The organism is Rodentibacter myodis (genome assembly GCF_001999305.1).
Classification (GTDB): Bacteria; Pseudomonadota; Gammaproteobacteria; order Enterobacterales; family Pasteurellaceae; genus Rodentibacter; species Rodentibacter myodis.
Window position 1 is genome coordinate 1 of the sequence record NZ_MLHQ01000023.1, and the last position, 13,064, is coordinate 13,064.

The 13,064-nt window shown below is 41.1% G+C and carries 13 protein-coding genes; 5 read left to right on the plus strand and 8 right to left on the minus strand.

Going from position 1 to position 13,064, the window contains the following annotated elements:
• Positions 1 to 76: 76 nt before the first annotated feature.
• The 6 genes from nusG to lysM all read right to left on the minus strand — a co-directional run bounded on the left by nusG (position 77) and on the right by lysM (position 5,114).
• The gene (nusG, locus tag BKL49_RS08700; protein WP_077424567.1) at positions 77 to 634 is read right to left on the minus strand and encodes a transcription termination/antitermination protein NusG; all 558 of its coding nucleotides are present in this window, start codon (positions 632 to 634) and stop codon (positions 77 to 79) included.
• A 1-nt stretch (position 635) separates the two neighbouring features.
• Positions 636 to 1,049 (minus strand): preprotein translocase subunit SecE, encoded by a 414-nt coding sequence (secE, locus tag BKL49_RS08705; RefSeq protein ID WP_077424570.1) that lies wholly within the window; start codon positions 1,047 to 1,049, stop codon positions 636 to 638.
• Between the two features lie 141 nt (positions 1,050 to 1,190).
• On the minus strand, positions 1,191 to 2,438 hold the full coding sequence (clpX, locus tag BKL49_RS08710; RefSeq protein ID WP_077424572.1) for an ATP-dependent protease ATP-binding subunit ClpX: 1,248 nt from the start codon (positions 2,436 to 2,438) through the stop codon (positions 1,191 to 1,193).
• 9 nt (positions 2,439 to 2,447) lie between these two features.
• Complete coding sequence (gene clpP, locus BKL49_RS08715; protein ID WP_077424574.1) at positions 2,448 to 3,029, minus strand: ATP-dependent Clp endopeptidase proteolytic subunit ClpP; 582 nt, start codon at positions 3,027 to 3,029, stop codon at positions 2,448 to 2,450.
• Positions 3,030 to 3,153: 124 nt separating this feature from the next.
• Positions 3,154 to 4,452, minus strand: coding sequence for a trigger factor (gene tig / locus BKL49_RS08720; protein ID WP_077424576.1), 1,299 nt, complete (start codon positions 4,450 to 4,452; stop codon positions 3,154 to 3,156).
• A gap of 221 nt (positions 4,453 to 4,673) precedes the next feature.
• On the minus strand, positions 4,674 to 5,114 hold the full coding sequence (lysM, locus tag BKL49_RS08725) for a peptidoglycan-binding protein LysM (protein ID WP_077424578.1): 441 nt from the start codon (positions 5,112 to 5,114) through the stop codon (positions 4,674 to 4,676).
• 173 nt (positions 5,115 to 5,287) lie between these two features.
• On the opposite strand from lysM, the gene ypfJ reads away from it, so the two are divergent.
• The 5 genes from ypfJ to BKL49_RS08750 all read left to right on the plus strand — a co-directional run bounded on the left by ypfJ (position 5,288) and on the right by BKL49_RS08750 (position 10,904).
• Positions 5,288 to 6,118: a KPN_02809 family neutral zinc metallopeptidase gene (gene ypfJ, locus BKL49_RS08730; RefSeq protein ID WP_077424580.1), complete on the plus strand. Its 831-nt coding sequence runs from the start codon at positions 5,288 to 5,290 to the stop codon at positions 6,116 to 6,118.
• Positions 6,119 to 6,384: 266 nt separating this feature from the next.
• A complete protein-coding gene (locus BKL49_RS08735; RefSeq protein WP_077424582.1) occupies positions 6,385 to 7,983 on the plus strand; it encodes a lactate permease LctP family transporter in 1,599 nt (532 codons plus the stop codon).
• Positions 7,984 to 8,060: 77 nt separating this feature from the next.
• On the plus strand, positions 8,061 to 8,792 hold the full coding sequence (locus tag BKL49_RS08740; protein ID WP_077424584.1) for a (Fe-S)-binding protein: 732 nt from the start codon (positions 8,061 to 8,063) through the stop codon (positions 8,790 to 8,792).
• Position 8,793: 1 nt separating this feature from the next.
• A complete protein-coding gene (locus BKL49_RS08745; protein WP_077424586.1) occupies positions 8,794 to 10,206 on the plus strand; it encodes a LutB/LldF family L-lactate oxidation iron-sulfur protein in 1,413 nt (470 codons plus the stop codon).
• Complete coding sequence (locus BKL49_RS08750) at positions 10,206 to 10,904, plus strand: LutC/YkgG family protein (RefSeq protein WP_077424588.1); 699 nt, start codon at positions 10,206 to 10,208, stop codon at positions 10,902 to 10,904. The genes BKL49_RS08745 and BKL49_RS08750 overlap by 1 nt, the downstream gene beginning before the upstream one ends.
• Positions 10,905 to 11,029: 125 nt before the next feature.
• Here the strand turns inward: BKL49_RS08750 and hslU are convergent, their stop codons facing one another.
• Positions 11,030 to 12,364 (minus strand): HslU--HslV peptidase ATPase subunit, encoded by a 1,335-nt coding sequence (gene hslU / locus BKL49_RS08755; protein ID WP_077424590.1) that lies wholly within the window; start codon positions 12,362 to 12,364, stop codon positions 11,030 to 11,032.
• 60 nt (positions 12,365 to 12,424) lie between these two features.
• Positions 12,425 to 12,952: an ATP-dependent protease subunit HslV gene (gene hslV, locus BKL49_RS08760; protein ID WP_077424592.1), complete on the minus strand. Its 528-nt coding sequence runs from the start codon at positions 12,950 to 12,952 to the stop codon at positions 12,425 to 12,427.
• Positions 12,953 to 13,064: the final 112 nt, after the last annotated feature.

Sequence of the window (13,064 nt, forward strand, 5' to 3'; positions counted from 1 at the left end):
GTAAGGGCTTTTGTTATGTTTTGATCAAACGCTCTTTATGTAAACACTACATAATATCGCTATTTTAACACTTATACTAATGTGCCTTTTCTACCTGACCAAACTCAAGTTCAACCGGTGTTGCCCGACCAAAGATAGAAACGGAAACTTTCAAGCGACCTTTTTCATAATCCACTTCTTCCACTGTGCCGTTAAAGTCAGCAAATGGGCCTTCAGTAACACGTACTTCTTCACCCGGTGAATATTCGTTACGATGGCGTGGTTTATCAGCAGTTTGTTCTAAGCGATCCAAAATCGCATCTGCTTCGCGTTTGGAAATCGGTGCCGGTTTATCCGGTGTGCCGCCAATGAATCCCATAACACGTGGTACACTTTTCACTAAGTGCCAAGTATCATCGTTCATTTCCATTTCAACAAGGACATAACCCGGAAAGAATTTACGTTCACTTTTACGGCGTTTGCCGGCAACGTTTTCAACCACTTCCTCACTTGGGACTAACACTTCACCGAATTGGTCTTCCATTTGGTGTTGTTTAATATATTCACGCAAAGTTAATGCAACACGGCTTTCAAAACCGGAAAAGGCTTGTAAAACATACCAACGTTTTTTTGATACGATTGCTTCTTCAGTCATTTTAGAATCTCAAATCGGTTAAGAAGTTAATAATTGACACGATAATGGAATCTGTCGCCCAGAAAAATAATGAGGAAATCACCGTCACCGCAATGACAATTAATGTTGTTTGGCGAGTTTCGGCACGGGTTGGCCACACCACTTTACGCGCTTCATTTTTTGCTTCTTTAAAGAAATTACGTGCTTTCGTACCTTGATTGGTGATTGCCGCCAAAATAAATGCTAAAACAAGCAATACCGCCATAGCAATGACACGAACCGGTGCGGAAAATGCTTTTTGGAAATATACATTACCAATAGCGGCGGCTGCGAAGAAAACCGCAACCAATACCCAAAGTAACGTATTTAAACCTTTTGATTTACCTTCTACCGACTCTTCTGTTTTTTTCTTTTTATCAACAATTTCAGTTGCCATAATTGAATCCGTTTAAAAAGGGGGAAATAGGAGTAAAGTTAAGAACGTGCGATTGTAGCATTTTCTTTTTAAATTTCCTATCGAAAAATAGAAACCTAAAACACGGAGAAAATCAACCGCACTTTCTAAAGCAGATATTCACTAGGAACGATAAACCAACTTCGGAGCTTCATTTTCAGTGATTGTCGTTTCATCCACCACCACTCTCTCGAGATTTTCAATAGAGGGAAGATCATACATCGTATCCAGCAACACCGCCTCTACGATAGAACGTAAACCACGCGCACCGGTTTTACGCTCAAGGGCTTTTTTCGCCATTGCCTTTAAGGCTTCTTGGGTAAATTCCAGTTCAACATTTTCTAAACCAAATAATGCCTGATATTGTTTTACCAGCGCATTTTTTGGTTGAGTGAGAATTTGTATTAACGCTTCTTCATCCAATTCACTTAATGGTGCGATCATTGGCAAGCGACCGATAAATTCGGGAATCAAGCCAAATTTCATTAAATCATCCGGTTCTACTTGGCGGAATAATTCGGATAAAACCTGCTCTTCATCTTTTTCCACTTTGGCATCAAAACCAATACTTGTCGCAATTTGTGTGCGTTTTGCAATAATTTTGTCCAACCCGGCAAATGCTCCACCACAAATAAAGAGAATTTTTGAGGTATCCACTTTCAACATTTCTTGTTGAGGATGTTTACGTCCCCCTTGCGGTGGCACGGAGGCGACAGTCCCTTCAATAAGTTTCAACAATGCCTGTTGAACCCCTTCGCCTGAAACATCACGAGTGATAGAAGCCCCTTCGGATTTACGGCTGATTTTATCAATCTCATCAATATAAATAATGCCTTGCTCTGCTTTTTCCGTATCGTATTCACAGTTTTGGAGCAATTTTTGCAATACGTTTTCTACATCTTCCCCTACATAACCGGCTTCTGTTAAGGTTGTTGCATCCGCCATTGCGAAAGGCACATTTAAACGGCGAGCCAAGGTTTGTGCCAACAATGTTTTACCACTTCCCGTTGGGCCAATCAGTAAAATATTACTTTTGCCTAATTCCACATCACCACTTTCCTGTGCGGTACGCAAACGTTTATAGTGGTTATACACCGCTACGGAAAGCACTTTTTTGGCATAATCTTGACCGATCACATAATCGTCCAAATGGGCGCGAATTTCGTGCGGAGTAGGCAATTTTTCTTCCTTTTTAACCGCACTTTCACCCTCATCTTCATCGTTGGTTTCGTTACTTTCTTCCAACATCGTGTGGCACAGTTCAATACATTCATTACAAATGTAGCCCTCTGTGCCGGCAATTAATTTATCCACTTCGCTTTTTTCTTTACCACAAAAAGAACAGTGTAAATCTTTATCTTCCGTTGTCATTTTAAATCCTTAACGTTGAATCAACACTTCATCCACTAAGCCATAAGCCTTCGCTTCTTCCGCCGACATAAAATTATCACGATCCGTATCTTGTTCCAGACGTTCCAAGCTCTGTCCGGTGTGGAAAGCCAAACGTTCGTTTAATGTATGCTTGATTTTCAAAATTTCTTGTGCGTGAATTTGAATATCTGATGCCTGACCGCGGAATCCCCCCAAAGGTTGATGGATCATCACTCGAGAATTTGGCAATGCCGCTCGTTTTCCTGCCGTGCCGCCGGCTAATAAAAATGCCCCCATCGAACAGGCTTGACCGATACAAAGAGTACGCACATCAGGCTTAATAAATTGCATCGTATCGTAAATTGCCATTCCTGCGGTCACCGAGCCACCCGGTGAGTTGATATAAATATTAATATCCTTGGTTGGATCTTCCGATTCTAAAAACAATAGCTGTGCTACGATCAGATTTGCCATATTGTCTTCAACCTGTCCGGTTAAAAAAATCACACGCTCTTTTAATAAACGGGAATAAATATCGTAAGAACGTTCGCCACGCGAAGTTTGTTCTACGACCATAGGAACTAAACTCATTTTCTCACCTATCACTTATAAAAACAGTTGGGTATTTTACCGAAAAAATATCGGCAAATAAAAATGCGGTCGCCTTTATTAAAATAGCGACCGCGCTTTCTAATTCATCACAGCGATAAATTGATTATGCCTGCGGATTCATTACTTCATCAAATGATGATACTTTTTCAGTCACTTGTGCTTTGGCAAGAACCGCATCAACCGCTTGTTCTTCTAACACGACGTTACGAATGTTATTCATCAATTCTTCATTTTTGCTGTAATACTCAATCACTTCAGCCGGTTGTTCGTAGGCGGAAGCAATATCGGCAATCATTGCTTTGGCACGTTCTTCATCGGCTTTCAATTCGTTTGATTTGATCACTTCGGCAAACAATAAGCCCACTTGAACACGGCGTTTTGCATCCGCTTCAAATAATTCACGTGGTAATTGCGCCGCTTGTTGTGCATTGCCGCCAAAACGTTGTGCTGCTTGGTTGCGTAATACATTAATTTCTTCTTCAACGGCAGAAGAAGGTACATCAACCGGATTTTGTTCAATCAAGCCGTTGATCACTTGTTGTTTAACACGAGACACTAAGGCATTTTTCAATTCACGTTCCATATTTTTACGGATTTCTGCACGTAAATCTGCAACGTTTTTTGTATTTGGGCCAAATTTTGCTACAAATTCATCGGTTAATTCAGGCAATACCATATTTTCAACTTTCTTCAAGGTAATCGCAAATTTAGCGGCTTTACCTTTCAAGTTTTCTGCGTGATATTCAGCCGGGAAAGTCACATCAATATCAAATTGTTCACCGGCTTTGTGTCCAACGATACCTTCTTCAAAGCCCGGGATCATACGACCTTGTCCCATTAATAATACGAAGTCCGATGCTTTACCGCCGTCAAATTCTTCACCATCAACAGAACCAACAAAATCGATTGTTACACGATCATCCGCTTTGGCGGCTTCTTGACTTTCTGCCCAAGTGGCTTGTTGTTTACGCAATACATCGACCATTTTATCAACATCGGCTTCCGTAATTTCAACGGTCGGTTTTTCAACTTTAATATTTTCTAAACCTTGTAATTGAACTTCCGGATAAACTTCAAACGTGGCAGTGAAAACCAAATCTTTACCTTGTTCAAAGGTTTCAATAGCAAAAGTCGGACGACCTGCAATATTGATTTTTTCTGCAATCACGGCATCAAAGAAATGACGTGGTAATAAATCGTTTAATACATCTTGACGAATTGATGCACCAAAGCGTTGTTCAATAATATGTGCCGGTACGTGACCTTTACGGAAACCATCTACACGAACATTTTTTGCTGCGCGTTTAAATTCTTCGCGTGTTGCTTTCTCAACAGTTTCAGCCGGAACGGTGATTGCCACACGGCGCTCTAAACCTTGGGTTGTTTCAATATTTAATGACATTTGTAACCTCAATTAATTTTGCACTCGGTAAAACTCACACCGAACACGTTGTTAAAAATAATAGTGATAAAAAAACTTGCGGATTATAGCGAATTAAAATCAACCGGTCGATAAAAAAGTCTGAAAATCAAGCAAAAAGCGATTTATTTTGATGAATTTATCAACAAGTTTTCGGATACAAAAAAAGTGCGGTTAAAAATGACCGCACTTTGGGTGAAGACTTATAAACCTTTCGGTAAACGAATTTTTTGTCCCGGGAAAATTTTATCGGCATCTTTGATCACTTCTTTATTTGCCTCAACAATCGCCGTGTATTTTGCGCCGTTGCCATAGGTTTTTTCCGCAATTTTCCAAAGTGTATCGCCTTTTTGGATAACGTAGAAAGTGTCTTCAGAGGCTAAACTCTCACCATTACTAATGGTTGCATCGGTAGTGACGGAAGTAATACCTTGAATGTTGCCTGCCATTAATACGGCTTTTTCCAAAGCGGCAGCAGTTGCCGCTACACCTTGAATACTTGCCACGCCATTTTCAACGGTAACCGAAAGATTTTCTACCCCCGGATTATCTTCCGCAATGTGTTGTGTCACCGCTTGTGAAGCCTCATCTTCTTTAGAAAAGATTTTTTTGCCAATATCACCGACAAAATCAAATAAACCCATTTTTTCTTCCTTTTTGGTTGTGAATTTCGCCGGCTACGATACTGAAAAGCCGTGTGAATGTCCACCAATCAATGTGTAAATTCTTGTAAATCTTTTATGAAAATATCTTCAAAGCCAACCGCACTTTGGTAGAATGCGTGCGTTTTTTATCATCTCAAAACAAAGGAAAAAATATGCGTTGGCAAGGTAGAAGAGAAAGCTCAAATATTGAAGACAGACGCGGTTCAGGCGGTCATTTTGGCGGTGGCAAAGGCAGTGGCATTTTGGGATTAATTGTCTTGTTGGTCGGTGCTTATTACGGCGTTGATTTATCGGGCTTGGTTGGCACGCCTGATTTTTCAGGACAATCATCTCAACGCTTAGAAACGCAAGAAGAACAACAACTTGCCGGTTTATCAAAAGTCGTTTTGGCTGATACCGAAACCATTTGGGGAAATTATTTTAAACAAATGGGTTATCAATACCAAGAACCCACAATGGTGCTTTATAGCGGTGCAACTTCTACCGCTTGCGGCACAGGACAATCGGCAATGGGGCCGTTTTATTGTCCGAATGATCAAAAAGTCTATTTGGATTTATCTTTTTATAATGATATGAAAAATAAATTGGGTGCCGCCGGTGATTCTGCCTTTGCATATGTGATTGCTCACGAAGTAGGACATCACGTACAAAATCTATTGGGCGTTTTAGGGCAGGTTCATCGCGCCCAACAAAGCACAGATCGCAAAACGGCAAATCAACTTTCCGTAAAACTGGAATTACAAGCCGATTGTTTTGCCGGAGTATGGGCAAATCAAGCGGTGAAAAGTGGCTTATTTGAACGGGGAGATGAAGAAAAAGCCTTTAATGCGGCAGAAGCAGTCGGCGATGATCGTTTGCAAAAACGCGGGCAAGGTTATGTTGTTCCCGACAGTTTCACCCACGGCACATCCGCACAGCGTTTGACTTGGTTTAGAAAAGGTTTGCAAAGCGGCAATCCTCAACAATGTGATACATTCAATTAAAAATGAAAAAGGCTGATTTTGTTTTTTTAAATCAGCCTTTTTATTCTTTCCAACCCCTTTCTTTCCAATTACCAAATGAGGTAAAAATACGAATAATTTATTAAAATTTGTTAAAAAATTTTAAAATTTCAAATAACGTTTAAAAACGGTAAAGAAATGCGTATTTTTTTGTGATCATACTCACAATTTCTCAAAATGGGTATATCCTCTTAACATAAAAAAAACTAATATATTCACGTTTTTTTAACATAACTTAAGGATACCGTATGTTGTCTTTTATACTTAGTATTTTCCCTATTATTTTATTAATTTATCTGATGGTAAAACGCAATGCGTTACCCTCTTATGTTGCACTTCCTTGGATCGCTACCCTAGTAATGGGTGTTCATCTTCTTCATTTTGATACAGACATCGTCACAATTAGCGCAAATGTGGTTTCGGCGATTGTTGCCGTACAAACCCCTATCACCGTGATTTTCGGTGCTATTTTATTTAACCGCTTTAGCGAAGTGTCCGGCGCAACCGATGTGATGCGTAAATGGTTGGGGAATATTAACCCAAATCCGGTGGCACAATTAATGATTATCGGTTGGGCATTCGCCTTTATGATTGAAGGTGCAAGTGGTTTTGGTACACCGGCTGCGATTGCCGCACCAATTTTGGTGGGATTAGGCTTTCATCCATTAAAAGTAGCAATGCTTGCTTTGGTGATGAACTCAGTACCGGTTTCTTTCGGTGCGGTGGGTACACCAACTTGGTTTGGTTTCGGCCCGTTAAATTTACCTGCGGATATGGTATTACAAATCGGCGCGGTAACCGCATTTATCCACTCTGTCGCGGCATTAATCATTCCTATTTTAGCCTTGAGTATCGTTGTGAGCTGGCAAGAAATTCGTAAAAATTTGTTATTTATCTACATCAGCGTTTTCGCCTGTGTCGTGCCTTATTTCCTCTTAGCACAAGTCAATAATGAATTCCCATCATTAATTGGTGGTGCTATTGGATTATTCATCTCTGTGTGGGCGGCGAACCGCAATATCGGTTTGGCAAAAGTGGAAAACACCCTTGATAATCAAGCGGTCACTACTTCTCAAATTATCAAAGCCTTATTTCCAACCGGCTTACTCATTGCTTTTTTAATCGTCACCCGTATCCAACAATTACCATTCAAAGCAATGATGAATGATACTACCGTCTGGTTCTCAACCGTGTTAGGTTCACTCGGTACCTTTGAAATCAGTCAAGGTTTGATTTTTAGCTTGAAAAATATTTTTGGCTCTCAAGTCTCTTCCAGCTATAAATTATTATATGTACCTGCGTTAATTCCATTTATTATCACCGTACTCATTGCAATCCCTGTCTTTAAAGTATCCGGTGCCAATGTAAAACAAATTTTCTCCTCAAGTTTGAAACAAACCAAAAATCCATTCATCGCCTTAGTCGGTGCGCTTGTTATGGTAAATTTAATGTTGGTTGGCGGTGATCATTCAATGGTGAAAATTATCGGCCGTACATTTGCGGATGTAAGTGGCAGCAACTGGACGATTTTCTCCTCATTCCTTGGTGCAATTGGTTCATTCTTCTCCGGTTCAAACACCGTATCCAACCTCACTTTCGGTAGTGTTCAACTTTCCACTGCCGAAACCACCGGTCTTTCTGTTGTACTCATTCTCGCCTTACAATCCGTAGGTGGTGCGATGGGGAATATGGTATGTATTAACAATATCGTGGCGGTAAGTTCGGTATTAAATATTTCTAACCAAGAAGGCCCAATTATTAAGAAAACTATTGTGCCAATGGTAATCTACGGTATCATTGCAGCCGTTTCTGCATTATTATTAGTGCCACTCTTCTATACTCTTTAGAATTTACTTGGAAAAACGACCGCACTTTTCAATAAAGTGCGGTCGTTATAACTTCTCTTTTGTTGGAGTAATAAAATATGAACGTGAATTTTTACGTTACCTGTATTGCTGATATTGTAAAAAGCGGTGTGGCAAAAAACACCGTTTTATTACTGGAAAAACTCGGCTGTAAAATGACCTTTCTTGAAAAACAAGGCTGCTGTGGTCAACCTGCATTAAACAGTGGTTACACCAAACAAGCCCTTCCCGGAATGAAAAACTTGGTGCAAACTTTTGAAGTGAATGATTATCCTATCGTTGCGCCTGCCGGTTCTTGTGTCTATGCCATCAAAAATTATCCTGAATATTTTACCCGCGCCGGTGAACCGGAATGGGCAGCCCGTGCGCAAAAAGTGGCTGACCGTTTTCACGATCTCACCGATTTTATCGTCAACACCCTAGGTGTTACCGATGTGGGGGCATACTTACCGGGAAAAGCGGTTTATCACCCTTCTTGTAGTCTTTTCCGTAAATTAGGCATTGTAGAAGAACCTATCGCACTCTTAAAAGGTGTGAAAGGTTTGGAATTATTGCCTATTCATAACCAACAAACCTGCTGTGGTTTTGGTGGAACATTCTCGGTGAAAATGGCAGAAATTTCCGGTGAAATGGTCAAAGAAAAAGTTGAACACATTGAAGAAGTCGAACCCGATTATTTAATTGGGGCGGATGTAAGCTGTTTATTAAATATTGGCGGCCGCTTACAACGTGAAGGTAGCAAAATCAAAGTAATGCACATTGCCGAAGTATTAATGCAAGAGGGGAAATAAAATGTCATTAAAAACCAGCCAACTTGCCTTTAAAGATCGTGTTAATCACGAAGTGAATAATGAAATTATGCGTAAAGCGGTGGTGAAAGCACAAGAAACCATCGGTGCAAATCGTCAAAAAATGGTGGATGAATTAGGGCATTGGGAAGAATGGCGTGATCTTTCCAAGCAAATTCGTAACCACGTTTTAGCCAATTTAGATGCCTATTTGTATCAATTAAGCGAAAACGTGCAAAAAAATGGCGGTAAAGTTTATTTTGCCGAAACCGCCGAAGAAGCCCGTGAATATATTCGCCAAGTGGCATTAGAAAAAAATGCGAAAAAAATCGTGAAGTCCAAATCAATGGTTACCGAAGAAATTGGCTTAAATGAAACCTTAGAAAAAGAAGGTATGCAGGTGATTGAAACGGATTTGGGCGAATATTTATTACAAATTTCCGGAGATAAACCCTCTCACATTGTAGTACCTGCCATTCACAAAGATCGTCATCAAATCCGCAAAGATCTTGCTGAAAAACTCGGTTACCAAGGTGAAGAAACGCCGGAAGATATGACACGTTTTGTGCGTGAAAAAATTCGTCAGGATTTCTTAGAAGCCGATATTGGGATCAGTGGTTGTAACTTTGCCGTAGCGGAAACCGGCTCTGTTTGTTTAGTAACAAACGAAGGAAATTTACGTTTAGCCACCACCCTTCCCAAAACACATATTGCCGTAATGGGAATGGAACGCCTTGCGCCGACTTTCCAAGAAGTGGATGTATTAATCACAATGCTTGCCCGCAGTGCGGTGGGCGCAAAATTAACCGGTTATAACACTTGGTTAACCGGTCCTCGTCTTGAAGGTGAAACCGATGGTCCGGAAGAATTTCATTTAGTGATTGTCGATAACGGTCGTTCCGATATTTTAGCCTCCGAGTTCCAAGAAGTTTTACGCTGTATTCGTTGCGGTGCGTGTTTAAATACCTGCCCGGCTTACCGTCAAATTGGTGGCCACGGTTACGGTTCTATTTATCCGGGCCCAATCGGTGCGGTTATTTCACCATTACTCGGCGGCTATGATGAATTTAAAGAATTACCTTACGCCTGTTCCTTATGTAATGCCTGTAATTCCGTCTGTCCTGTTCGTATTCCATTAGCCCAACTTATCTCAAAACATAGAGAAAAAATGGTTGAATTGGGTAAAACACCAACAATGGAACAGCTTTCTATTTTTGGTTTCACTTTTGCCAATTCGCATCCGACTTTATGGAAAGTCGGTGTCAATATGGGGGCTAAATTTGCCGGCAAACTCATTAAGAATGGCAAACCGGCCTTTTCTGTTGGGGCATTGGCAGAATGGACGAAAGCCCGCGACATTCCACAACCGGAAGGCGAAAGTTTCCGTCAATGGTTTAATAACAGAGGTAAAAACTAATGGATACACAAAATCGCGATAACTTTCTGAACAAGTTGGCGGCTAAAATGGGAAAAACCCGTAGCACCCAACCGGAAGCAATGTCAACACCGGTCAATACCTATCCAACCGAGCGTTTAACACAACTCTCGCAAACCGAACGTGTTGACGAATTTATTCGTTCTGCACAAGCAATGATGGTGGATGTCAATATTACGACCGAAGCAGAAGCGGCGAATACTCTCTTGGCATTATGTGAAAAATATGGTGGTGGGGATATTGTCCTCAACACCGATGAAAGATTAAACGCTTTAGGCATTCCACAAGCCTTAGAGACAAAATACCACTGCCACACTTGGTCGCCGGAAAGTGCAAAAGAAAATATCGACTTTTCAGAAAAAGCCAATATTGGTGTTGTTTATGCCGATTATGCCTTGGCGGAAACCGGTGGAATCGTCTTGTTTTCAAGTCCGGAACGTGGTCGTTCAGTCAGTTTGTTACCTGAAAAATCTATCGTTGTGCTACGTAAAAGCCAAGTTGTTCCTCGTGTTGCACAAGTGGCAAAAGTATTACACGAAAAAGCACAACAAGGTGAACGTATGCCTTCTTGTATCAATATCATCTCAGGGCCAAGTTCTACGGCAGATATTGAGCTTATCAAAGTGATCGGGGTACACGGGCCTGTTGCCAAGATTTATCTGGTGATTGACGATCTATAAAAACAAAACCGCACTTTGGGAAACAAAGTGCGGTCAAATTTTGAAGTGTTTTTCCACGATGATGTAGTAAATTCACAAAGGGAAAATAACAAGACCCGTAGATACCATAAGAAAACACAACAAAATTAAAGAATAAAACGACTTAAATCCTCATTTTCCACCACTTCACCCAATGCATCTGCAACATAAGTTGCATCAATTTTCACAGTTTGTCCGTTCATATCACTGGCATTGAATGAAATTTTATCCATTAAACGTTCCATCACCGTGTGCAAACGGCGCGCACCAATATTTTCGGTTTTTTCATTCACACGGAATGCCGCTTCGGCAATTTTCTTCACGGCATCTTCGGTAAATTCAATATTCACCCCTTCTGTTGCCATTAAGGCTTTATATTGCTCGGTAAGTGAAGCGTGAGGCTCGGTTAAAATACGTTCAAAATCAGCCGCACTTAATGCCGAAAGCTCAACACGAATCGGCAAACGACCTTGTAATTCAGGAATAAGATCCGAAGGGCGTGCCACTTGGAAGGCACCGGAGGCAATAAACAGAATATGATCGGTTTTCACCATACCGTGTTTGGTACTTACTGTCGAACCTTCCACTAATGGCAAGAGATCCCGCTGTACCCCCTCGCGTGAAACATCTGCCCCACTGTACTCGCCTTTTTTACAAATTTTGTCAATCTCATCAATAAACACAATGCCGTTTTGCTCCACCGCATCAATGGCTTTTTGTTTCAGTTCTTCCGGATTAATTAATTTTGCCGCTTCATCATCAATCAAGGCTTTTAAGGCATCCTTAATTTTCATTTTGCGTTTTTTGGTTTTCTCGCTACCTAGATTTTGGAACATCGATTGCAACTGACTGGTCATTTCTTCCATTCCCGGCGGTGCCATAATTTCCACCCCCATAGAAATACCAGCGGAAACATCAATTTCGATTTCTTTATCATCTAATTGACCTTCACGCAATTTTTTACGGAAGGCTTGACGGGTACTGCTATTGTTATCGCTGTTTTCAACTTGTCCCCATTGATCCTTCGCCGGTGGTAATAACGCATCAAGAATACGCTCTTCTGCCGCATCTTCCGCTTTTGCTCGATTTTTCGCAATCTCTTGTTGGCGAACCAGTTTCATTGCCCCATCCGTTAAATCACGAATAATAGAATCCACTTCTTTCCCCACATATCCCACTTCGGTAAATTTTGTGGCTTCCACTTTAATAAACGGGGCATTCGCCAATTTTGCCAAGCGGCGGGCGATTTCCGTTTTCCCCACGCCGGTTGGGCCAATCATTAAAATATTTTTAGGGGTAACTTCGTGGCGCAACGGTTCTTGCAACTGCATACGACGCCAACGATTTCTTAATGCAATCGCCACCGCTCTTTTGGCATCCGCTTGCCCAATAATATGTTGATCTAATTCAGAGACAATTTCGCGAGGAGTCATTTCAGACATAATTTATTCCTTGGTTGTGATATTCCGTCTATTAACGGATGAAAAAATGAATAGATAAAATTAATTCGGTAACGTTTCAATGGTGAAATTGGTATTCGTGAACACGCAAATATCACCGGCAATCTTTAATGATTTTTCCACAATTTCACGGGCGGAAAGATCCGTATTGTCCACCAACGCACGTGCCGCCGACAGGGCATAATTCCCACCCGAACCAATTGCAAGAATCTGATCTTCTTCCGGTTGCACCACATCACCGATACCGGTAATGATTAAACTTTCTTTTTCATCGGCAACAATGAGCATTGCTTCCAATTTACGCAACGCACGATCCGTGCGCCAATCTTTTGCCAATTCGACCGCACTTTTCAGCAAATGTCCTTGGTGCATTTCAAGTTTACGTTCAAAAAGCTCAAACAGGGTGAAAGCATCTGCCGTACCACCGGCAAACCCCGCCAAGACTTTACCATTGTATAAACGGCGAACTTTACGCGCATTGCCTTTCATCACCGTGTTTCCCAAAGAAACCTGCCCATCACCGCCTACAACCACTTGTCCATTACGGCGTACACTTACAATCGTTGTCATTATTCTGTCCTTTTAAAGAAAAAACTTGCCCGCTATATGGCGGTTGCATTACGAAAATTCAAGTGATTTTTCGTTTTAATGCTCAATTTCCTTTTATTTAATCCCACTTTTT